Here is a 22,417-nt window from a genome sequence, read left to right as displayed (position 1 = left end):
GCTCTTAGCTCAGTTGGTAGAGCAGCGGACTCTTAATCCGTTGGTCGAGTGTTCGAATCACTCAGGGCCCACCAAAATCAGCAACCCGCTGTTCGCAAGAGCAGCGGGTTTTTTGTTTTTGTTTTTTTGATTTACCCTCCCCATACTTCAATCGGCTCCCCATTTTACGAGCATCATTTATTAAAACAATGTCAATTTTTTAACATTAATAAAAAACTATTAACAACGCATACCAAAATATCAATGCAAGCATGACTTGGTGTATCTGCCCCATCCAGCCAACAAATCAGTTTGAGGAGCAAAAGTGTCCCCAATTCCGAATAAATCCAACATTCCTCATTGGGCTCTTGCCGCCATCGGACTGACTCTGCTGACTCCCGCCGTCTGCGGCTTTGCGCAGGAACAGCCACCCAGCGCCCCCACAGCCGCCGCACTGGCAGCCAACCCGCTTGCAGGGCTCCCGCGTCGCGAACTCACTCCAACCTTCCAGCAATTGGGTCAGGGCAGCTCCATGATGCTGCGAGGCGTGGAAAGCGAAGGTAGCGTCAGCATCAGCGTGCGTCGTGACGAACTGGTCGAATCCGCCCTTCTGCGCCTGACCTTTACACTGTCCCCATCCCTGATTCCGTCGCTATCACACATCAAACTACTGCTCAACGAGGAGTTGCTGCAGACTATCTCCTTGCCCAAAGAGCAGCTGGGAGTCCCACAAAAGCTGGAAATCCCCATCGATCCGCGCCTGTTCACGGATTACAACCGGTTGCGCTTTCAGTTCGTCGGCCACTACACGATGGACTGCGAGATGCCAAACCACACCAGCTTGTGGGCATCCATCAGCAACGACAGCCAACTTGATCTGACGCTGCGCCAGTTGCCGCTGAGCGATTCCCTGGAGCTTCTACCCGCCCCTTTCTTCGATTCGCGCGACAACCAGATTGTCAACGTCCCCTTCGTCTTTGCCGATGCCAAGGATATGGGTCAGCTCAAGGCCGCAGGCTCGGTGGCCAGCTGGCTAGGCATGCTGTCGGGCTACCGGGGCAACCGCTTCCCGCTTTTCGAAAACCAGCTGCCCGAGCGTAACTCAGTCGTCTTTGCCACCAACGACCACCGCCCAGACTTCCTCAAGGAACAGCTACCCGTCACCCAGCCCACGCTGACCATGATGTCCCACCCCGAGCATCCAGCCATCAAGCTGCTCGTGGTACAGGGCAAGGACAATGCCCAGTTACAGCAGGCTGCCGACGCCCTTGCACTGGGCAAAGCCGCGCTGAGCGGCAGCAGCATGCAGGTGACCAAGCTGGAATACCCCGAAAAGCGCAAAGCCTACGACGCGCCACGCTGGCTGACCACCAAGCGCCCCGTGCTGCTGTCCGAGCTGGTGAACAATCCATCGGACCTGCAACTGCATGGCTATGCGCTCAACAGCACGATCAACATCCCTGCGCGCATGGCGCCGGACCTATTTTCCTGGAATGCCCGCGGCGTTCCGCTGCAACTGAACTATCGGTACACCCCGAACTCGTTATCACAGCACGGTTCGCTCAGCGTCTCCATCAACAACCAGTTCATCAAGGCTTATCCGCTGCGTGCCGCGGATGACGACAAGAGTGGCAAAAGCACCATCATGCTGCCCTTGTTCGAGGACGGCAGCACCCAGGCCAGTTCGGACTTCCGGATTCCCTCTTTTCTCGTAGGAGGAGACAACCAGCTGCAGTTAGGCTTTCAGTTACCTGCCACCGACCTCGGCCAATGCAGCTCCATCCTGCCGACAGAGCTGCGCGCAGCCATAGACCCCGAGTCCAGCATCGACCTGCGAGGTTTCAGGCACTACCTGCCCATGCCCAATCTTGCGGCCTACGCCAACAGCGGTTACCCCTTCACCAAATATGCCGATCTGAGTCAAACCTCCATCGTCCTGCCCAGTCACCCCACTGCAGCCGATGCCGAGGCCTATCTGACCGCTGTGGCCCGCATGAGCGCAGCCACGGGCCTGGCCGGCATACGCTTCAACCTGATGAATGCAGACCAGATCGAGAAGGCCCGCGATACGGACATTCTGCTGATCTCTGCGGGCGACAAGGATGGCCTGCTGCAGAAGTGGTCGCAAGACATTCCGGCCCTGATCGTCGCAGGCAAGCGCACCACCCACCTGCTGGAGCGAGCCGTAAGCTCGCTCAGCGAACTGTTCCAACATGCCTCGGATGCACCCAATCCCGGCAGCAGCGGCTTGGCCACGCTGGAAGGCAAAGGGCCGCTCGCCGCCATCGTGAGTTTCGAGTCCCCATTGAAGAAGGGGCGCAGCGTCGTCGGCTTTACCGCCAGTGACGACATTGCCATGGCACAGATCTACCGGGGTCTGAGCGACTCCAGCAAGATCAGCGCCATGCGTGGCGACCTGAGCTTTCTGCGCGCCGACCAGGTGGAGAGCTTCCGGGTGAACCCCATCTACTACGTGGGCGACCTGCCCTGGTGGCAACGTATGTGGTTCCACCTGCACAGCCACCCTGTGGCACTCGCTCTGGCCGGCATCGTCACGGGCCTGCTGCTCACCTTCCTGGTCTACGGCGCGCTGCGCTCCCTGGCTGCACGCCGCCTTGGGGGCAATAACAATGCCTGAGCGGCAGCTCAAGCGCCGCAGCTGGCTGCAATCGGCAGCCAGCCTGACCATGGCCGGGCCGCTGGCCTGTCTGACGACACGACCTGTGCAAGCTGCAACAACGCCCTGGCTGATGTGGGAAGAGTTCAAGCGCAGTTTCATGACCCAGGATGGACGCATCGTCTCTGACGATGAGAAGGGCGGCCAGACCTATTCCGAGGGCCAAGCCTACGCCCTGTTCTTTGCGCTGGCGGCCAATGATCGCCCGACCTTCGAGTTGCTGCTGCAGTGGACGGAGAACAACCTGTGCGCGGGTGACCTGAGCACCGCTCTGCCAGCATGGTTATGGGGCAAAAAACCGGATGGCAACTGGGGCCCTCTGGACACCAATGCAGCCTCCGACGCCGATCTGTGGATCGTCTACCTTCTGGCCGAGGCCGGACGGCTATGGAATGACCGGCGCTACCGCGCGATGGCCTCGGTCATGGGCGCCCTGCTGCTGGACAAGGAAACCGATGACCTGCCTGGACTGGGGCCCACGCTACTGCCCGGCCCCCAGGGTTTCAAGCTCGGCGAGGGCCAATGGCGCCTCAACCCCAGCTACGTGCCGCTGCAGGTACTGGACTGCCTTGCCCAGGCCCTGCCCCGGCAGCCCCACTGGAAGGCACTGCGCGCCAGCTCCCTCAGGCTCACGGTGGACTCTGCTCCCAAGGGGATCTCGCCCGACTGGGTGATATACGACACAAAGCAGGGCTTTCTGAGGGACACGGACAAAGACAAGGCCATGGGTGCCTATAACGCCATCCGCGTCTATCTCTGGGCTGGCATGCTGCACCCCGAGGCTGCAGCACGCGCTCAGGTACTGACCGCACTGCGCCCCATGGCCAGGCTGGTGCGCGACACCGGTCGTCCACCTGAGCGCATAGATCCCATGAGCGGTGAAAGCATGGGCATGGCACCCAGCGGTTTCAGCGCCGCCATGCTGCCCTTTCTGCACGCCCAGGGGGACGAAGAGGCCGTGCAGGCCCAACAGACCCGTATCCAGAATCAGCCCCTGCGGCCCACGGCTTACTATGAACAATGCCTGGCCCTGTTCGGGATTGGCTGGATGCAGCAGCAATTCCGTTTTGGCAGGCTCGGCGAGTTTCAGCCCAGGTGGATCACCCAACCATGATTCCTTTCGCTTGCACGTATCAGCCGCTGGGCGTCATTGCAATGGCCACCCTGCTGTGCTGCACCTCCTCCATGGCACAGCCCGGCTCCACCCAGGCCGTGGAGGCCGAGTTGCTGCGCACAGCCCAGATGTGGAACAGCCGCCAGCGCGCAGACCTGGCGCGTCAGTCAATAGAGAAGCTGCTGACCATCAACCCACGCTCGCCTCAAGGCCTAGCCACGCTGGGAGATATCGCGCTGCAGGAAGGCAAGACCCAGGAGGCGCAAAGCCTCCTCGCCCGCCTGCAGAGCTCCAGCCCCTCAAGCCAGTCGACGCGCGATCTCACGGCATTGATCAATGCCTACGGCCCAGGCAAGCAGCAACTCGCCCAGATGCGGCTCATGGCCCGTGCGGGACGCAAGACCGAGGCCGCCGCCATTGCCCGTCAGCTTTTCCCTGCAGGCCCACCGCAGACCGGCAGCCTGGCGCGCGAGTACTACCAGATCGTTGGCGAAGGCCCTCCACCCGACGCACAGCCTGCGGCGCAGGTGGCGGTGCAACCCGCTGCACCGAACACGGCAGACGCGGCCCTGACACCCGAAAAAATAAAGCGCCCGTCTGGCAGCGCTCCATTCCGTCAAACCCAGGCCGTGCGCGACCCTGCCGACATTGCACTCAGGACCGGCCTGGCTGCACTGGACAAGGAACAGTTCGAACTGGCCGAGCGCAGCTTCGACCAAGTGCTCCAACGCAGGCCTCGCGACGCTCAGGCACTGGGCAACAAGGGCTTGCTGCGCATGCGCCAGGGCCGCCATGCCGAAGCACTACCGTTGCTGGACCAGGCCTACGCCATAGACCATCAGAGTAAATGGCAAGACCTGCGCACCACGGCCCAGTTCTGGGCCCATCTGCGCGCCGCCGAAGCCGCACTGCAGGTCGATGATCTGGCATCGGCACAGCAGTTGTCGCAGCAGGCTCTGCAACAGCAACCCGACAATTTGCAAGCGCTGATGCTGGCCGGTGCGATCAAGGCCCGCGACCAGGATGCGGCCGGCGCCGAAACCTATTACAAGCGGGCTCTGCAGCACAATCCCGGCAATGTCTCCGCCCTGACTGCCCTGGCCGATCTCTACGCAGCCCAGGGCCAGCCCGAGCGCGCACGCCAGTTGCTCGAAAAGACCGCGCAGCAGCAGGCCAGCCTCGCCCAGGACCTTCAGCCCGTGCAAGCCAGTCTGCTCGACCGCGAAGCCAATACCGCGCTGGAGGCCGGCCAATTGAGCAGGGCGCTGAGCCTGCAGGAACAGGCTCTAAAGCTTACCCCTGCCGATCCCTGGCTCAGGCACCGGCTGGCACGCACCTATCTGCGCATGCAGCAACCCGAATCGGCGCTGCAGGTCATGAACGCTGGCATAGACCTCGCCCCTACCGAGCCGGACATGCGCTATGCGCGAGCCCTGATCCGCAGCGCCGTCAATGACGACGAGGGCGCACTCTCCGACATGCGGAAAATCCCCGAAGCCCAGTACAGCGACTCCATGCGCAGCCTGCTGAACAGTGCACAGATCCATACTTACATTGCCCAGACTTCAAGCGATCCTGTGCAGGCAAAGGCGCGGCTCGAAGCCGCCGAGCGCGCAGCAGGCAACGACAGCGACCTGCTATACGCGGTCTCCAACGCCTGGTTCCGCATGAACCAGCCCCAGGAAGCCGTAGCAGTCTTTGACCGTCGTATGGCCAGACTCCCCGCCCCAGACCCCGCTGACCAATTGCGGCTGGCTCAGTTGCTCGGCCGCGCGGCCGAAGACAACCGGCTGCAATCTCTGCTTCCGCAGCTGCTGGCACGAAAGGACTGGACAGCCGATCAGGATGCGGACCTGTTGGGAATTCAGGCCAGCCACCTCGAACGGCAGGTGGATCAGGCCACAAGCCAAGCTCGCCTGGCGCAGGCACAGCGGCTGGCAACCTCGCCCCTGCATCAGGGCCAGACCACTCAGGCCCAGCGCAGTGCCGCCCGCGCCCGCCTGATGCTCGCGGCCAATGAGAACGCCGCAGCCCTCGAACAGTTCGACATCGCACTCAAGGATTCGCCCGACAGCTACGACCTGCATATAGGCCGCGGCAATGCGCTCGCGCGCATGTACCAGCTAGAAGCCGCCCGTGCGGAAGCACAGTGGGCCCAGCAGCGCGCGGCCAGCCAGGAGTCCTATCGCCAACTCGCCCTGGTACGGCTGTGGCAACGGATCGGCCAGCCCGATGAGGCCAGGGCACTGCTCGCATCGCTGAGGACCAGCAACCCCGACGACACGGAGGTACTGCTGCACAGCGCGCGCCTGGAGCGGTCGGAAAGCCACTACGCCCAGGCCCTGTCCTCCTACCGGGACGCACTGGCCATCGAGCGCCGCAGCCTGCCTGCAGACGGTACCGCCGCCCCCCAGCCCAGCTCCGTGACCAAGATCGAATCGGACATTGCATCCATAGAAGGGCGCCGCCAGAGCTGGGTCGAGGTTGGTCAGACCGGACTGCGCAAGTCGTCCACCGATGGCATCTCCTCCCTGCACGGCTGGGAGCGCCCCGCCGTGGCATGGTTCCCGCGCGGCTATGACGGTCTCTACTTCCTGCATGTGGACCAGGTCCATCTCGATGCCGGCGCCCTGCCCAGAAATGCCAGCGATGCGATGAGCTACGGCCAGGTCGCAGCCTGGCCCTCGGCCCGATATCCGACCACGGGAGCTCACTCCAAGGCAGATGGCTTCAACGTGGGCTTCGGCTACCAGGCCGACCGCTGGCAATGGGATATAGGTACGACCGGAGCCGGCATGCCTGTCACCAACGTGGTCGGCGGCGTTGCGCATACCGGCGATTGGCGTGATGTCGGCTACCGGCTCGAGGTGTCGCGCCGCCCGCTGACCGGCAGCCTTCTTGCCTATGGCGGTGCCCATGACCCCATCACCGGCCAGACCTGGGGTGGGGTAGTCGCCACAGGCGTGTCTGCACGCGCCTCCACCAATGTGGGCGGCTTTGGGGCCTCGCTCAGTGGCAACTACGCGGCCCTGACCGGCAAGAACGTGCGCAGCAACACCCGCTGGCAGCTGCGCGCGGCCTTGGACCGCGATGTCTGGCGCACCCCCAACCAGCTCGTCAACCTGGGCGCTGCCCTGTCCCTCTGGGGTTATGCACGCGACCTGTCCGAATACAGCTGGGGCCATGGCGGCTATTACAGCCCCAACCGCTACGCCTCCATCGCCCTGCCGCTGGAATGGAGCGGCCGCGAAGGCAAGTGGACATGGCTGCTGCGTGCCTCGGTTTCCTTCTCCAGCAGCTCCAGCAACGCCATGGACTATTTCCCCACCGACCCAGGGCTGCAGGCTCAGGCAAACGCGCTGGGTCGGTCGGCCGTTTACGCGGGGGGCAGCAGCACGGGCTTTGGCAGATCACTGCGCGCGGTCCTCGAGCACCAACTCACCTCCAACCTGGCCCTGGGTGCGCAGTTCGAAATGGACAGATCGGCCTACTACGCGCCATCCAGTCTGATGCTCTATGCGCGCTTCCTGTTCGATCCGGTAACCGCACCGCTCGTGAACCGCCCGCGCCCCGTACAGCCCTACTCAAGCTTCTGACATGCAACAGACGACCATGGCCCACACCAGCCCCGCTCTTGCCGCCGGCAACCTGGGCATAGACGGCCTGCCGGACGATATGGGAAAGCTGCCGCACAGCGGCGTGATCGCGCTCGCTGGCTCGTCCGGCCCGGCTTTCGAGAACTGGCGTCGGCATCTGGTCCAGGACCTGTGCCAGGACTTTCCCACCATGCTGGTGGCTCCTGATGCGCCGCTGCTGGACCGTCTGTTCGCCACCCAGCCGGACAATCACACAGCCCCCCGTCCCGACGCTTGGGTACTGCCTAGCACCGCCCAGAGCCAGCTGCAGGAGGCCGGCTTTGCCGCCCTGCACAAGGATCTCAAGCGCGCTGGCCTGAAACCGCAGCAGGCGCTGTGCCTGCTCGACGCCTCACCCCTGTTCACCGGCGCCTCCCTGGAGCGTATCCACCGTCTGGCCGGCCAGCTCCACCAATGGGCAAGCCAGCGCAAGGCACCCGTGATACTGTGCTTTGAAGCACCGGGCGACGAAGTGCATGGCATGCTGACCAGCTTTGCTCATGCCTTCCCGTACTACGCCCTCCTGAAGCAGGACGGCAACGAGCTGGCTCTGAGCCTGGAGCGCTGGAACAGCGCACAGGGCGCCGTCTTCGCCATCCGGCTGGGCCTGCAGGCACCAGACTGGGCCGATACCGCCCAACGCCTGCACGCCAACGGCGTCGTCATGCAGGGGGCCTCCGCACAGCTCATACGCGCGCCCGACGAACTGGATGTTTATGCCACGCAGGCCGCCATTGCGGACCAGCGCCAGCCGCCTGCGTCCTGGCATGTGATCGAGACCCGGGAACTGATCCCCGAAGCCGTGCAACAAGCCATAGGTGCAACCGTGTTGCTGGACGCTGGCAGCAGCGTCGAATTCGAAGCCCTGGCTCGCATGGTGCACCAGTTGCGATGCAGCCATCCGCAGACGCTCAAGATCGTGGTCCGCGAAACCGTGGGCAAGCTACGCCTGAACAGCGAGCAGGCGCTGCTGCGCTTGGGTGCCAACGACGTCATCTACCGCGAGCTGAGCTTTTCCCGGTTGCTGCAACGACTGCGAGAACTGCAGTCCCAGCGTTTCTCGCGCCAGGTTCCCGAAAGCTACGAGCAGGCCCTGGATGCCTTTCTGCCCATTCCGGAACGGGGCTATCAGCAGCCTGCGTACTTCTGCGCCCTGACCCTGAACATGCTGCGCAAGACGCAACCCATGGGGCTGAGCCATAGCCTGATCCAGTTGCGGCTGCTAAGCCATGCCTCCCATATCCAGGCCATAGAAGCCTATCGCCCCTCACGCGACGGAGACCTCATCACCGCCGACCATGATTCCATCTACGTCTTCCTGTTCGCCTGTGGGGAGTCCGATATCGACACCGCCCTGCCCCGTCTTTTCCTGCAGCCCTTGGCCCAGTTGTTCAGCTCCCAGACTTCAGACAGTAGCCACGAAGGCATGCTGCTGATGCTGGGTCGCCTGCAATCGGCCGCCGAGGCTGGGCTACCCGACTACACCGCAGTGGCAATGCCAGGCACGACTGCCCGTCCCCCGATTGACGTACAGATGCACAACTCCGTGCAGCCATCTGCAACCCTGCCCCATATCGCACCAGAGGCAGGTGCAGCCGCAAGCGCATCGGTCATGGGCCACAGCCCCATCCCCAGACGTCCTTCCCCGCCTCACAGCGCCTAGGAATACGCCATGTCCTTTTTCCTGTTCCTCACCGGTATCACTGCAGGCATCGTCATCGCCGTGGCACTGTGGCTGCTCGGACGCATCGAATCCGTCAGCAAGCTGCTGGGCCGCCTGCGCAGGCCCCGCTATCTCCAGCCCTACCAGCCAGGACCATCGGCGCGTCCTCCAGGAAAAGGCTAAGCCTCATGCAACGTCTCGTCTTTATCTCCCCCCTCGGAGGCTCAGGCTGTACCACTCTGGCCGCCCATATTTCGGTACTGGCTGCGCAGCGCGGCGGCGACTGTCTGGCCCTGGACCTGAGTCCCGGCAACATGCTGGGACGCTACCTAGGTCTGCCTTCCTGCGCCGCACAGGGCTGGAGCAATGCGCTGCTGCAGCAACAATGGTGGGGCCAGGCAGCAATGGCCAACTCTGCGGGCTTGCAATACCTGCCGCGCGGTTACCTCAATGACCAGGAGTGCAGCCGCCTGCAGGCGCACTGGCAAAGCCATCCCAACTGGCTGTCCGAAAACCTGCAAGCATTGGACCTGCCATCCTCCACCCTCGTAGTCATGGACGCCCCCTCTCCATGCTCACCCCTGGGCCGTCAAGCCCTGCAGACTGCCGACCTGGCGGTCGTGGTGCTGGACGCTTCCGAGCGCACCTTGCAGGCGCATGCTGCCATACAGGCGCTGCAGCAAAGCCTGGCGCCCCAGACGCGGCTGCAACTGGTCGTGAACCGCTACTCGCCGCGCCGCCCGACCCAGCAGGCCGCGCTGGAGCAGCTGCGCCAGCAATGGGGGGAGGCTCTGCTACTGGATCTGATCCATGACGACGAAGCCATCTGCGAAGCCCTCTCGCAAGGCCTGTGTGTACACCAAAGCCTGCCCGAAGCGCAGTCCGCCCACGACTTCCAGGGACTGGCCTTCAGGCTGTTGTCAGGCCTCGCCCCCCTGCCCCAGGATCCGCCATGAATCCTCTGCACTTCAGCGCCCTCTGGCTGGCCAATCAGTTGCAAGTCGAGCAGCCCGCGCAGTGGTCCTCGTGGGCCAGGCGACTGTTCGTGCTGCCCCGCCGAACGCAGGCCTGGATGCCTCTGACTTCCGCACAGGTGCCCGACCCGCTGCAATGGCTGGCGCACCAGTTGCAACTGGATTCCGGCGCCTCGCCGCAACAGTGGCTGCTGGCCCTGTTCCTTCGGCCCAACCCTTCAGGCCGCCAAGGCGGCATGCACCTGGAAAACCTGCTGGCCGCAGTGCTGCTGCCCATTTTCCATGCGCTGGCCTGGATCTGGAGCGGCGTGTGGCTGCTGCTGCGCCCCCTGCTGCTGATCCTGTCCTGGCCCATACGCATGGCCATGCGCAGCGCCGAACGCGTGGCCTCGCGCATAGATTCGGACGCCTTCGGCCGTCAGGCCGACTCGCTACTGCACCCGCTGTTCGCCATTCCTGGCATGCGCTGGGTGGTGCTGGGCGCAGGCGCTGCCGTCACGGCCGTTGTCATGACTACGCCCCTGAGCTGGGCCGGGCAGCTGCTGTTCCTGATCATCATCTGGCTGCTCTCCCTGGTGCTGCGCAAGCTGCCGGGGCGCTTCCCGTCGCTGGCGTTGTCCACACTGAGCCTCATGGCCATGGGCCGCTATGCCTGGTGGCGCATGAACAACACGCTGCAGTTCGACAGTCCCCTGGAGGCGGCGCTGGGCTACGGCCTGCTCGCTGCAGAGGCCTACACCTGGCTCATCGTCATACTGGGCTTCATACAGACGGCCTGGCCGCTTCAGCGCAAGCCCGCCCCGCTGTCCGGATCGCCCTCGAGCTGGCCCACAGTGGATGTCTTCATCCCCACCTACAACGAGCCCCTGAGCGTGGTCCGGCCCACGGTGCTGGCCGCCATGGCGCTGGACTGGCCCGAGGACAAGCTCAAGGTCTACATTCTGGATGATGGCCGTCGCGAGGAATTCCGCGACTTCGCCAGCCAACTGGGCGTGGGCTACATCAGCCGCACGGATAACCGTCACGCCAAGGCCGGCAACCTCAACCATGCCCTGGCCCAGACCCATGGCGATCTGGTTGCCATCTTCGACTGCGACCACATTCCCACACGCAGCTTCCTCAAGACCGCCGGCGGCTGGTTCCAGCGCGATCCGCTGTGCGCCATGCTGCAAACGCCGCATCACTTCTTCTCGCCCGACCCTTTCGAGCGCAACCTGGGCACCTTCCGTCGCGTCCCCAACGAAGGGGCGCTGTTCTACGGCCTCATCCAGGACGGCAACGACTTCTGGAATGCCACCTTTTTCTGCGGCTCCTGCGCCGTGCTGCGGCGCGGCCCCCTGCTGGAAGTCGGCGGCATTGCCGTGGAGACGGTGACCGAAGATGCCCACACTGCGCTCAAGCTGCACAGCAAGGGCTACAACACGGCCTATATCAATGAAACACAGGCCGCAGGCCTGGCCACCGAAAGCCTCTCTGCCCACATCGGCCAGCGCATCCGCTGGGCGCGTGGCATGGCGCAGATCTTCCGGCTGGACAACCCCTTCCTCAAGGCCGGTCTGAGCCTGTGGCAGCGCATCTGCTATGCCAATGCCATGCTGCACTTCTTCTTCGGCCTGCCGCGACTGGTGTTCCTGACGGCCCCCATGGCCTATCTGTTCTTCGAGCTGCACATCATCAACACCAATGCCGTGCTGCTGATGCTCTATGTGCTGCCCTACATATTGCAGACCAACATCGCCAACGCACACGTACAGGGCAAGTTCCGCCACACTTTCTGGGCCGAGGTCTATGAAACCGTTCTGGCCTGGTACATCGCCCTTCCCACCACGGTGGCCCTGCTGTCGCCACGCCATGGAAAATTCAACGTCACGGCCAAGGGCGGGCTTGTCACGCACAGCTATTTCGACTGGGCCATCTCCCGGCCCTACACGGTACTGGTGCTGCTCAACATTGCTGCCTTCTTTGTGGGCCTGTGGCGCCTTGTCTACGCCAACTCCGACGAGCCGCTGACCGTGCTGCTCAACATGGTCTGGACGGCCTACAGCATCTTCATGCTGGGCACGGCGCTGGGCGTGGCCACCGAATCCAAGCAGGTACGCCGCATGCACCGCGTGGCATCCGAACTGCCAGCCACGCTGTACCTGCCTTCGGGTCATGTGCTCAAGACCAACTGCACCGACTTCTCCATGTCCGGTCTGGGCCTGCAGGCCCCGCCGGGCCTGGTCCTGCCGCCTGACAGCAACCTGGATGTTGGCCTGTGGTTCGACCAGCGCGAATGCGTCTTCCCCGCACGCGTCATCGCCTGCCATGCCAACGGTGCCATAGGGCTGGAGTTCGGCGAACTGAACAAGCTCCAGCAGATACAGCTGGTGCAATGCACGTTCGCGCGCCCCGCCGCCTGGCGCGAATGGAGCAACGAACACGACACCGACAAACCCCTGCAGGGCCTGTTTGAACTCGGCGTGCTGGGCCTGCATGGATACCGCAAGTTCTGGCGCTCCCTGGTTGCGGACATGCGCAGCGTCCGACAGTCCCTTCTCACGTCTTCTAAGAGCATGCCATGAGCTACTGGAGTTTCTATTTTCTCGCCAAGGTCGGCCTGCACTACGCCGGCTATCTGAGCCTGCATTGGCTATTGAACCTGCTGCTGGCCGTCGTTGTCTTCTGGCCACTGCAATCACGACTCTGGAAGAGCCTGCGCCTGGCCGTGGGCCTGATCGCGGCCATCGCCCTGCTGTACTACGACACGCACTTCCCGCCCATCTCGCGCGTGCTGTCCCAGGTCTCGGCGCTGGCCGGCTTCAGTGCCAGCTACATGCTCGAGCTGGTGCAGCGCGTCGTCTCCTGGCAGGCCCTGCTGGGCTTTGTCGTTCTGCTGGCGCTCTACAGCGTGCTGGCGCGCCGCATACGCTTTGCCACGTTTGCACTGCTGGCCATTCTGAGTGTTCCTCTGGTCACCCGCCTGCAACAAGGACCTGCCAAGCCCGTGCTTGCCCAGACCCAAGACAGCGCCCAGCCCGCTGCCGCCGCACCCGCAGCCACGCCCGATGCCTTGCTTGCCAACTTCTACGCCAGTGAACACCAGCGCCGCCTGAACTTCGCCTCGGGCACCACACCGCCCTTCGATATCGTGCTGCTGCATGTGTGCTCACTGGCCTGGGACGACATGGAGTTCGAAGGCATGCGCAACACACCTCTGCTGCAGCGCTTCGACGCCGTCTTCACCCAGTTCAACAGTGCGGCCAGTTACAGCGGCCCGGCCCAGTTGCGCGTGCTGCATGGCAGCTGCGGCCAGATGCCGCACGAGGCCCTCTATGAGGGCACGGACGCAGCCTGCAACGTCTTCCCCAGTCTGGAACAGGTCGGCTACCACACCAGTGCCCTGCTCAACCATAACGGCGTCTTTGACGGCTTTGCCCAGTCGCTGCAGGAGCGCGGCGGCTTCGCAGGCAAGATGGAGAAGAACCAGGGCGCACCCGAAGCCATGCAGAGTTTCGATGGCTCTCCCGTCTACAGCGATCTGGCCCTGTTGTCGCAGTGGTGGAAGGAACGCCAAAGCCGCGGCAGCGAGCCCGTGGCCCTGTACTACAACACCATCACGCTACACGACGGCAACCGTGTGCCCGGCATTGCATCGCGCAACAGCCTGCAAACCTACAAGCCACGGCTCACACAGCTGCTGTCTGACTTCGACCGCTTCATCAGCGTCCTTGAGTCCAGCGGCCGCCCCGTGCTGCTGATGCTTGTGCCCGAGCACGGCGCCTCGCTGCGGGGTGACAAGATGCAGATCTCTGGCATGCGCGAGATCCCCGGCCCGCGCGTGACCCTGGTGCCCACGGCCATCAAGCTCATCGGCCTGCCGCATCCAGCCGGTGCGACTGGAGCAGCCCCTGCCGGTCAGCCCTCCGCCCAAACCGGCCCTGTGATCGTGAGCAAGCCCACCAGCTACTTCGACCTCTTCACGCTGGTCAACAACCTCATGCAGGACAGCCCCTATCGTCCCGGAGCCACGCCACTGGCCGACCGGGTAGCTCAGTTGCAGGGCACGCGCTTCGTTGCAGAAAACGCGGATGTCGTCGTCATGCATGACGACAGCGGACAATATCTGCTCAAGTCCGGCACTGACGCCTGGATCCCCTACACCAACTGAGCGGCGCAGCGCACAGCAACGCCTGCCGCAGTTGTGGCATGCTCGGAAGCACTGCGGCGCAGTAGCCGCAGGCTTCCAACTGATCTCCTATGCAACATTTCTGGCGCGGTCCACGCTGGACACTGGCCGTTCTCCTGGCCATCCTCGGCATGCTCGGGCCGTTTTCCGTAGACACCTATATCCCTGCCTTCTCCGGTATCGCCCAGGCACTAGGTGCCACGCCCATAGAGATGCAGCAGACGCTGTCTGCCTATCTGCTGGGCTTCGCCTTCATGAACCTGTTCCATGGCGCGCTGGCCGATAGTTTCGGCCGCCGCCCTGTGATTCTCTGGGGGCTGGTGGCCTTTGCACTGGCCTCTGCGGGCTGTGCCCTTTCCCGCGATATCACCCAGCTGGTGATATTCCGCACGCTGCAAGGCCTGTCCACGGGCGCCGGCATCGTGGTCTCGCGCGCCATCGTGCGCGATATCTTTCCGCCCGCCCAGGCCCAGGGCCTGATGGCGCAGATCACCATCTTCTTTGGCATCGCCCCCGCACTCGCTCCGGTGATAGGTGGCTGGCTGTTCGTGCACCTGGGCTGGCAGTCGGTGTTCTGGTTTCTGACCGCGGTTGGCGTGCTGCTCTGGGCTATCAACATCAAATTCCTGCCCGAGTCTCTGCCCCCGGAAAAACGTCAGCCCTTTCGCTTCAAACCGCTGATGCAAGGCTATGGCGTTCTGCTGACTGACCCGCGCTTTCTGCTGCTGGCCCTGGCCAGCGGCATTCCGTTCAACGGCATGTTTCTCTATCTGCTGTCGGCGCCGGCTTTTCTGGGCGATATCCTGCAGCTCGAGCCCACGCAGTTCTTCTGGTTCTTCATCGCCACCATCGGCGGCATCATGGCCGGCAGCTGGACCAGCGGTCGCCTGGCCGGACGCATCCCGCCCAAGCGCCAGATCCGCCACGGCTTTCTGGTGATGTGCGTGACCTCCATCATCAATCTGGTGGCCAATCTGATCTGGCCCGCCCATGTGAGCTGGGCCTTGATTCCCATCAGCCTGTTCGCCTATGGCTGGGCGCTGATGGTGCCCGTGGTGACGCTGCTGGTGCTGGACATCCATCCTGCGCGGCGCGGCCTGGCCTCTTCGCTGCAGGCCGTGGTGGGCTCGGTGGCCAACGGCTTTGTGGCCGGCGTGATCGCGCCGCTGGTCATGCATTCGGCCGCACTGCTGGCCACGGGCTCGATTCTGATGATGCTGATCGGCCTGGTCGCCTGGATCTATCTGCACCACCACTGGCCGGACATCGGCCGCCATGCCTCCGAACATTAAATAATGGAGCAGCTACCGCATGTCATTCATAGACTTCAGATTGGAAAGCATCTGAAATCCTTGAATGACATGCGCTAGCAGCTCACTTTTCAAGAGCTATCCCAGCCCTGTACGGGCAACAAAAAGCCGGCTTCAAGAGCCGGCTTTTTTCATGCTTCGGGCCGCAGCCCGAATCAGCGATCAACGCTCGTCGCGACGCGGTGCGCGGGGCTTGCGCTCGAAGCTGCGCTCGCCACCACGTTCGCCATGGGGCTGATAAGGCTTGCCGGCACCCTGACCAAAGGCAGGACGGCGATCGCCGCCGCCGAAGCCGCGCGATTCACCACCACGGAAGCCGCCTTCGCGGGGAGCGCCAGCATGAGCGCCTTCACGGCCACCGCCAAAGCTCTTGCGACCGAAATCGCCGCCTTCACGGCGCTGGGCACCACCAAAGCCGCCACGCGATTCGCCGCCGCCGAAGCTGCGCTCTTGACGCTCGCCACCACGGAAACCGCCGCGATCGCCACCAAAGCTGCCGCGATCATCACGACGCTCGAAGCTGCGCTCTTGACGCTCGCCACCGAAGCTGGGACGGCCACCGCCGAAGCCGCGATCACCACCACGGTCGCCGCCGCGATCGGCAAAGCGATCACCACGAGGTGCACCAAAACCGGCGCGATCGCCACCAAAACGGTCACCGCCACGGTCGCCACCGAAACCACCGCGATCATTGCCACGGCCACCGCCGAAGCTGCCGAAGCCGGACTTGCGACCGTAGCCTTCGCCATCGCGACGACCACCGAAGCCACCGCGACCACCGGCGCCGCCGCCACGGCGACCGTCACGCTCGCCAGAGGCGGGGAAACGCTGCTGGGGTTCCATGCCGGGAATGGTCTCAGCCTTGAACTGCTGGCGGGTATAGCCTTCGATGTCGAACACGCGGCGACGGTCGCGGAATTCCGCAAACGTCACGGCCACGCCTTCGCGGCCCGCACGACCGGTACGACCGATACGGTGGGTATAGTCCTCGGCCTTCATCGGCAGGCCGTAGTTGAAGACGTGGGTGATGGTGGGCACGTCGATACCGCGAGCAGCCACATCGGTGGCCACCAGGATCTGCACCTGGCCGTTGCGCAGCGCCATCAGGCGGCGGTTGCGCAGGCCCTGGCTCAGAGCACCGTGCAGGGCCACGGCAGAGAAACCGTCCTGCTGCAGATCGTTGGCCAGACCGTCACATTCCACCTGGGTGGACGCAAACACGATGGCCTGGTTGATGCTGCTGTCACGCAGCCAGTGGTCCAGCAGCTTGCGCTTGTGCTGCATGTTGTCGGCCCAGAACAGTGCCTGCTTGATGTTGGCGTGCTTCTCCTGGGGAGTGGCAATCGTGATCTTCTTCACGTTGGCGCCGCCGTCATGCATCACGCGCATGGCCAGTTGCTGAATGCGGGGAGCAAACGTGGCGCTGAACATCATGGTCTGCTTGCGCTCGGCCGTCAGCTGGTTGACTTCGGCCAGATCGTCGGAGAAGCCCAGGTCCAGCATGCGGTCGGCTTCGTCGACCACCAGGAACTGCACCTTGTCCAGCTTGATCTGCATGGAACGCTGCAGGTCCAGCAGACGGCCGGGAGTGGCCACCACCAGATCGGCGTTCTGCAGCTTGGCGATTTGCAGCTGGTAAGGAATGCCGCCCACCACGTTGGCGATGCGGATGCCGCGGCAGTGCTTGACCAGCTCGATGGCGTCATGCGCCACCTGCTGGGCCAGCTCACGCGTGGGGCACAGCACCAGGGCGCCGGGCACGGCGGCCTTGAAGTTGCGGGCGTTGGTGGGGTCCTTGCGCTTGTTGCGCTTGGGAGCGGGCTCGCCCTTGGCCGCAGCTTCGGCGCACAGGCGCTCGAATTCAGCCTTGGCGGCCGCATCGGCCACGGCACGCTGCTTGATCAGGGTGTGCAGCACGGGCAGCAGGAAGGCAGCGGTCTTGCCCGAGCCGGTCTGGCTGGAGACCATCAGGTCGATGAAGCCGTCTGCATCGGCACCTTCACCCATGGCCAGGGGAATGGCTTGCAGCTGCACAGCGGTAGGCTGGGTATAGCCCAGGTCGGTCACGGCCTGGATCAGTTCGGGGGCCAGACCCAGTTCTACGAAGCCATTGGGTTCGTCAGCGGCTTGGGTTTCTTCGACAGCGGCATCTTCCGCGTCCATGTCGGCCAGCATGGCGTCCAGACGGGAATCGAGTTCGGGAGAAGACAAAGCAATATCAGCAGCGGCCACTTGGCCCTGCTCCAGGGAGTTTTCTGTCATGAATAGCTCACGCAAAAAGCGACGCAGTCAGCGTGCTGCTCGCTTCTTTGACGGTTGGTTATCAACATCCACCGTCAGACTTTGACTGGCCCGTTCGCAAAACGGGGCAGATGGGTGTTATGGCTTGTCGTGTCGGCGCTGGGCAGGCCGTTGCACGCAAGTAAGAACCCGGTGTGTGATGGAGATGCGCAAAAATTACCCATTGATCGGGTAAGCGGTGCATTGTCGCATGTACCGGGTTTTCCCGCAAGTGGCAGGGCTATACCGACCCGCCACCGCACCATCAGACGCTGAGCAGTTGCTGGCGGTAATGCTGCAGCTCGTCGATGGACTCATGCACATCGGCCAGGGCCGTGTGGCGCTGCGCCTTCTTGAAGGAGGTATAGGCCTCGGGCTTCCAGCGCTTGGCCAGCTCCTTGAGCGTGCTCACATCGATATTGCGATAGTGAAAGAAATTGTTGAGCTTGGGCATGTAGCGCTCCATGAAGCGCCTGTCCTGACCAATGCTGTTGCCGCACAGCGGCGTCTTGCCCTTGGGCACGTATTTGCCCAGAAAGGCAATCAGCGCGGCTTCCGCCTCTGCTTCGCTGATGGTCGAAGCCTTGACCTTGTCGATCAGGCCGCTTTTGCCATGCGTGCCCTTGTTCCAGGCATCCATGCCGCCCAGCAGCTCGTCGGACTGATGAATGGCGAATACCGGGCCTTCGACGCGAATCTGCAGATCGGAGCTGCTGACCACCACGGCAATCTCGATGATGCGGTCGCGGTCGGGGTTCAACCCCGTCATTTCGCAGTCCAGCCACACCATATTGAGATCGGATTTGGGCAGAACCGGTGGGGTAGCGGCCACGGGGGCGGCGCTGACGGAATTCGTACAGGAAGCTTCAGACATGGCGCAAATTGTCGCCTACACTGCCAATACATGGCTTCCAGACTAGATTTCACATTGGCACTTTCGCTGCTGTTTGCGACGGCCGTGGCCCTGCAATGGCTGCTGCGCGTGTGGCTTGTTTCGCGCCAGGTGCGCCATGTGGCCACCCACCGCGACGCCGTGCCACCGGCATTTGCCCACCGCATCAGCCTGTCCGCCCATCAGAAGGCGGCCGACTACACGCTGGCCAAGGCCAGGGTGTCGCTGATCGACATCACGCTGTCGGCCGCCGTGCTGCTGTGCTGGACGCTGCTGGGCGGGCTGGACTGGCTCAACCGCTGGCTGCTGGAATTCATCAGCCCCGGCCTATGGCAGCAGCTGGCGCTGCTGGCCAGCTTTGCCGTGATCTCGGCGCTGATCGAGCTTCCCCTGTCGCTCTATCAGACCTTCAGGCTGGAGCAGCGCTTCGGCTTCAACCAGATGACGCCAGGCCTGTGGCTGGCCGATCTGCTCAAGTCGACGCTGGTGGGCGCCATCATCGGCCTGCCGCTGGCGGCCTTGATTCTCTGGCTCATGGGCTCGACCGGCCCGCTGTGGTGGCTCTGGGCCTGGGGCGCCTGGACGGCTTTCAATCTGCTGCTGATGTGGATTTTCCCCAGCTTTATTGCACCGCTGTTCAACAAGTTCGAACCGCTGGCCGATGAAAGCCTCAAGAGCCGCGTGACCCGGCTGATGGAGCGCTGCGGCTTTGCGGCCAAGGGACTGTTCGTGATGGACGGAAGCCGCCGCTCGGCGCATGCCAACGCCTATTTCACGGGTTTTGGCAATTCCAAGCGCGTGGTGTTCTTTGACACCTTGCTCAGGCAGCTCAGCCCCGGCGAAGTCGAAGCCGTGCTGGCTCACGAGCTGGGCCACTTCAAGCACAAGCACATCAGCAAGCGCATGGTCCTGATGTTCGGCGTCTCGCTGCTGGGCTTTGCGCTGCTGGGCTGGCTCAGCCAGCAACTCTGGTTCTACACGGGACTCGGAGTCTCTGTGCTGCTGGGTCCGAACATCGGCGTGGCTGCCGAAAACAATGCGCTGGCCCTGCTGCTGTTCATGCTGGCGGTGCCGGTGTTCAGCTTCTTCGTCACGCCGCTGATGTCCGCCATGTCGCGCCGCGACGAGTTCGAGGCCGATGCCTATGCCATGCAGCAGGCCGATGGTGCACAACTGGCTTCGGCACTGCTCAAGCTTTACGAGGACAATGCCTCCACACTCACGCCAGACCCATGGTATGTGAGCTTTTACTATTCACACCCTCCTGCCGTGGATCGCCTGGCGCGCATGCCGGCTCCTGCAGGCAGCTTGTAACACCACAACGAATTCAGACATGAGCACACCCACACTGCAACAGAAAGACTGGTCCCAGCTCAAGCGCAGCGCCCTGAGCACAGAGCAAGTGCAAGAGCAGCTGGCAACCCTTGAGGGCTGGGAGCTGCTGGCCGGCGACGCGGCCATCAGCAAGACCTTCCGTTTCGTGAATTTCTACGAAACCATGGCCTTTGTGAACGCGCTGGCCCTGATTGCCCATCAGCAGGACCACCACCCCGATCTGGAGGTGGGCTACAACCGCTGCAAGGTCAGCCTCAACACCCACGATGTGGGCGGCATCTCCGAGACCGACATCGACTGCGCACGCCGCATCGAAGCACTGCTGAATCCGGCCTGATCCTTATGGCAAAACAAGGACGGCGCCCAGGCGCCCAGGCAACAGGCGACACCCAGACAGGCCTGGTGGTCGCCAGCTATGGCCGCCATTGCGTGGTCGAGACCCCGGACGGCGAACGCCGCATCTGCCACCCGCGCGGCAAGAAAAGCCAGGCCGTGGTGGGCGATCATGTGCAATGGCTGGCTCCCCCACCCGGCCAGGGCGATGAGGGCACGATCGAAAAAATTGTGGAGCGCCGCAACGTCTTCTACCGCCAGGATGACATCCGCACCAAGACCTTTGCTGCCAACCTGGACCAGCTCCTGATTCTGATAGCTGCCGAGCCGGTATTCAGCGAAGTGCAGCTCGCCCGCGCGCTGATCGCCGCCGAGGCCGCGCATATCAAGCCCATCATTGCGCTCAACAAGATGGACCTGGAAGAGCCCTTCCTGCGCGCCTGGCAGCGGCTGGAGCCTTACCGGACCATGCGTGATGCCGCGAACGCTGCACCGCATTACATGGTGCTTCCGCTGTCGCTGGAAGATGCAGACGATGAGGATCGCGACGCCATCATCGGTCTGCTGGAGGGCAAGACCACACTGGTTCTCGGTCCTTCGGGCGTAGGCAAGAGCACCTTGATCAACTTGCTGCTGCCCGATGCCAAGGTGGCGACCAACGAAATTTCGCAGGCGCTGAACACCGGCAAGCACACCACCACCAGCACCACCTTGTACTGGGTGGACGAGGCACGCACCACCGCCATCATCGACTCGCCAGGATTTCAGGAGTTCGGCCTCTATCACATTGCCGCCACGCAACTGGCAGCCTGCATGCCCGACATCGGCGCACTGGCGGACCAGTGCAAGTTCTACAACTGCACCCATCTGCATGAGCCTGGCTGCGCCGTCATGGCCCAGGTCGAAGCGCAGGACAGCCCCCACTCCATCAGTGCCAACCGCTACCGGATCTATGGCGAGCTGTTCGATGAACTGAGTCAGGAACCTCGCTACTGAGCGCGAGGCCAGCCAAGCCGCAGGGCCGCGCTATATGAGAGCAATTTCAGCGTTTGCCACGCAGCCATTCCAAGCCCGATGAGCGCCGGCACGAGTGCTCGGCCTCCGGGATTGGCTGCCGGCCACAACCCGGTGTTCACGTCATGAAGCCCAGAGTTTTACAGCCCTGTTTGCAAGCCGCCCTCGCCGTCGCGCTGTCTGCAGGCATGAGCCTGGCCTGGGCCCAGGGCACGGACTCCGCCCCCAGCTGGGAGGACGAGCCACCCACGCTGTCTCGCTGGATCGAAGAAGGCTACAAAGCCGAGCTGAGCCGGCAGCCATGGCGCGCAGCGCAGCGCTATTGCGCGGCAGCACGCTATGGCAGCCTCGAAGCCCAATACCGGCTGGGCCGGCTGCTGTTGCTGGGGCGAGGCTTGACTCCCGACCCTGCCACGGGCACGACACTGCTGGCCCTGGCCGCCCAGCGCGGCCATGAGAAAGCCCGCTTGCTGCTGGCCGGCAAGCTCCCTGGCGACCGGCTGCCCGACTGCCTGACCCAGGGCGATGCGCCCGCACAGGAGTTTCTGGAAGCCAGCCAGGAGGCCGTCCCCCACGAGGTGGTGGCCAGCTATGTGAGCAGCCTGCCCAGGGAGAAGCGGCGCATGGCCGAGCTGGTGCAGCGCCTCGCACCGCGTTTCTCGATCGATCCGCGGCTGGCACTGGCCATCGTGCGCTCGGAGTCGAATTTCGAGGCGCAGGCGCTGTCGCCGCGCAATGCTCAGGGCCTCATGCAGCTCATTCCCGAGACGGCCGAGCGTTTTGGCGTGCGCGATGCCTGGAATCCCGAGCAGAACGTGCGTGGCGGCCTGGCCTACCTGCGCTGGCTGCTGGAGCGCTTCGAGGGCGATGTGGCACTGGTATCGGCAGCCTACAACGCGGGCGAGAGAACCGTGCAACAGTATGGCGGTGTGCCTCCTTATGCGGAGACGCGTGAATATGTGCGACGCATACTCAGCTTCTATCGCGCCAAGCACCACGAGCGCCCTGCTCGCTGATGGCACCTTGAACAGTGCCCGGCATGC

Annotated in this window: 15 protein-coding genes; 13 read left to right on the top strand and 2 right to left on the bottom strand. The window is 63.4% G+C overall.

Features of this window, described 5'->3' with window-relative positions:
- Positions 1-304 precede the first annotated feature (304 nt).
- From bcsB to JAO85_RS03975, 9 genes are all read left to right on the top strand, one after another.
- On the top strand, positions 305-2,617 hold the full coding sequence (gene bcsB / locus JAO85_RS04015) for a cellulose biosynthesis cyclic di-GMP-binding regulatory protein BcsB (protein ID WP_370552195.1): 2,313 nt from the start codon (positions 305-307) through the stop codon (positions 2,615-2,617).
- Positions 2,610-3,770, top strand: coding sequence for a cellulose synthase complex periplasmic endoglucanase BcsZ (bcsZ, locus tag JAO85_RS04010; RefSeq protein WP_202787552.1), 1,161 nt, complete (start codon positions 2,610-2,612; stop codon positions 3,768-3,770). The genes bcsB and bcsZ overlap by 8 nt, the downstream gene beginning before the upstream one ends.
- A complete protein-coding gene (locus JAO85_RS04005; RefSeq protein ID WP_202787551.1) occupies positions 3,767-7,366 on the top strand; it encodes a cellulose synthase subunit BcsC-related outer membrane protein in 3,600 nt (1,199 codons plus the stop codon). The genes bcsZ and JAO85_RS04005 overlap by 4 nt, the downstream gene beginning before the upstream one ends.
- A 1-nt stretch (position 7,367) precedes the next feature.
- On the top strand, positions 7,368-9,068 hold the full coding sequence (locus tag JAO85_RS04000) for a BcsE family c-di-GMP-binding protein (protein WP_202787550.1): 1,701 nt from the start codon (positions 7,368-7,370) through the stop codon (positions 9,066-9,068).
- Positions 9,069-9,077: 9 nt separating this feature from the next.
- Positions 9,078-9,251 carry a hypothetical protein gene (locus JAO85_RS03995; RefSeq protein WP_164091395.1) on the top strand — a complete coding sequence of 58 codons (174 nt, stop codon included), beginning with the start codon at positions 9,078-9,080 and terminating at the stop codon, positions 9,249-9,251.
- A gap of 5 nt (positions 9,252-9,256) precedes the next feature.
- Positions 9,257-10,024: a cellulose biosynthesis protein BcsQ gene (gene bcsQ / locus JAO85_RS03990; RefSeq protein WP_202787549.1), complete on the top strand. Its 768-nt coding sequence runs from the start codon at positions 9,257-9,259 to the stop codon at positions 10,022-10,024.
- A gap of 116 nt (positions 10,025-10,140) precedes the next feature.
- A complete protein-coding gene (bcsA, locus tag JAO85_RS03985; RefSeq protein ID WP_370552197.1) occupies positions 10,141-12,606 on the top strand; it encodes a UDP-forming cellulose synthase catalytic subunit in 2,466 nt (821 codons plus the stop codon).
- Positions 12,603-14,192 (top strand): cellulose biosynthesis protein BcsG, encoded by a 1,590-nt coding sequence (gene bcsG, locus JAO85_RS03980; RefSeq protein WP_202787548.1) that lies wholly within the window; start codon positions 12,603-12,605, stop codon positions 14,190-14,192. The genes bcsA and bcsG overlap by 4 nt, the downstream gene beginning before the upstream one ends.
- A gap of 89 nt (positions 14,193-14,281) precedes the next feature.
- Positions 14,282-15,502: a multidrug effflux MFS transporter gene (locus JAO85_RS03975; RefSeq protein ID WP_202787547.1), complete on the top strand. Its 1,221-nt coding sequence runs from the start codon at positions 14,282-14,284 to the stop codon at positions 15,500-15,502.
- 180 nt (positions 15,503-15,682) lie between these two features.
- On the opposite strand, the gene JAO85_RS03970 is transcribed toward JAO85_RS03975, so the two are convergent.
- Together JAO85_RS03970 and orn are read right to left on the bottom strand one after the other, a co-directional pair.
- On the bottom strand, positions 15,683-17,782 hold the full coding sequence (locus JAO85_RS03970; protein WP_034389330.1) for a DEAD/DEAH box helicase: 2,100 nt from the start codon (positions 17,780-17,782) through the stop codon (positions 15,683-15,685).
- Positions 17,783-18,065: 283 nt separating this feature from the next.
- On the bottom strand, positions 18,066-18,674 hold the full coding sequence (gene orn, locus JAO85_RS03965; RefSeq protein WP_003067823.1) for an oligoribonuclease: 609 nt from the start codon (positions 18,672-18,674) through the stop codon (positions 18,066-18,068).
- A 30-nt stretch (positions 18,675-18,704) separates the two neighbouring features.
- On the opposite strand from orn, the gene JAO85_RS03960 reads away from it, so the two are divergent.
- From JAO85_RS03960 to JAO85_RS03945, 4 genes are all read left to right on the top strand, one after another.
- Complete coding sequence (locus JAO85_RS03960) at positions 18,705-20,006, top strand: M48 family metallopeptidase (protein ID WP_039049857.1); 1,302 nt, start codon at positions 18,705-18,707, stop codon at positions 20,004-20,006.
- Between the two features lie 19 nt (positions 20,007-20,025).
- Positions 20,026-20,364, top strand: coding sequence for a 4a-hydroxytetrahydrobiopterin dehydratase (locus JAO85_RS03955; protein ID WP_012837210.1), 339 nt, complete (start codon positions 20,026-20,028; stop codon positions 20,362-20,364).
- A 5-nt stretch (positions 20,365-20,369) separates the two neighbouring features.
- Positions 20,370-21,356, top strand: coding sequence for a ribosome small subunit-dependent GTPase A (gene rsgA, locus JAO85_RS03950; protein WP_003067831.1), 987 nt, complete (start codon positions 20,370-20,372; stop codon positions 21,354-21,356).
- Between the two features lie 170 nt (positions 21,357-21,526).
- Positions 21,527-22,390, top strand: coding sequence for a lytic transglycosylase domain-containing protein (locus JAO85_RS03945; RefSeq protein ID WP_232096874.1), 864 nt, complete (start codon positions 21,527-21,529; stop codon positions 22,388-22,390).
- Positions 22,391-22,417 lie beyond the last annotated feature (27 nt).

The organism is Comamonas sp. NyZ500 (assembly GCF_016772095.1).
Lineage (GTDB): Bacteria > Pseudomonadota > Gammaproteobacteria > Burkholderiales > Burkholderiaceae_C > Comamonas > Comamonas thiooxydans.
Note: the sequence above shows the minus strand (reverse complement) of the source record. Positions and strands in the feature narration are given on the sequence as shown.

Excerpts from the sequence above, each read along its gene's own strand:
- rsgA (WP_003067831.1), top strand. The coding sequence starts at position 20,370 with ATGGCAAAACAAGGACGGCGCCCAGGCGCCCAGGCAACAGGCGACACC.
- JAO85_RS03960 (WP_039049857.1), top strand. The coding sequence starts at position 18,705 with ATGGCTTCCAGACTAGATTTCACATTGGCACTTTCGCTGCTGTTTGCG.
- orn (WP_003067823.1), bottom strand. The coding sequence starts at position 18,674 with ATGTCTGAAGCTTCCTGTACGAATTCCGTCAGCGCCGCCCCCGTGGCC.
- bcsA (WP_370552197.1), top strand. The coding sequence starts at position 10,141 with ATGCCTCTGACTTCCGCACAGGTGCCCGACCCGCTGCAATGGCTGGCG.
- JAO85_RS03995 (WP_164091395.1), top strand. The coding sequence starts at position 9,078 with ATGTCCTTTTTCCTGTTCCTCACCGGTATCACTGCAGGCATCGTCATC.
- JAO85_RS03955 (WP_012837210.1), top strand. The coding sequence starts at position 20,026 with ATGAGCACACCCACACTGCAACAGAAAGACTGGTCCCAGCTCAAGCGC.
- bcsG (WP_202787548.1), top strand. The coding sequence starts at position 12,603 with ATGAGCTACTGGAGTTTCTATTTTCTCGCCAAGGTCGGCCTGCACTAC.
- JAO85_RS03975 (WP_202787547.1), top strand. The coding sequence starts at position 14,282 with ATGCAACATTTCTGGCGCGGTCCACGCTGGACACTGGCCGTTCTCCTG.
- JAO85_RS04000 (WP_202787550.1), top strand. The coding sequence starts at position 7,368 with ATGCAACAGACGACCATGGCCCACACCAGCCCCGCTCTTGCCGCCGGC.
- JAO85_RS03970 (WP_034389330.1), bottom strand. The coding sequence starts at position 17,782 with ATGACAGAAAACTCCCTGGAGCAGGGCCAAGTGGCCGCTGCTGATATT.
- bcsQ (WP_202787549.1), top strand. The coding sequence starts at position 9,257 with ATGCAACGTCTCGTCTTTATCTCCCCCCTCGGAGGCTCAGGCTGTACC.
- JAO85_RS04005 (WP_202787551.1), top strand. The coding sequence starts at position 3,767 with ATGATTCCTTTCGCTTGCACGTATCAGCCGCTGGGCGTCATTGCAATG.
- bcsZ (WP_202787552.1), top strand. The coding sequence starts at position 2,610 with ATGCCTGAGCGGCAGCTCAAGCGCCGCAGCTGGCTGCAATCGGCAGCC.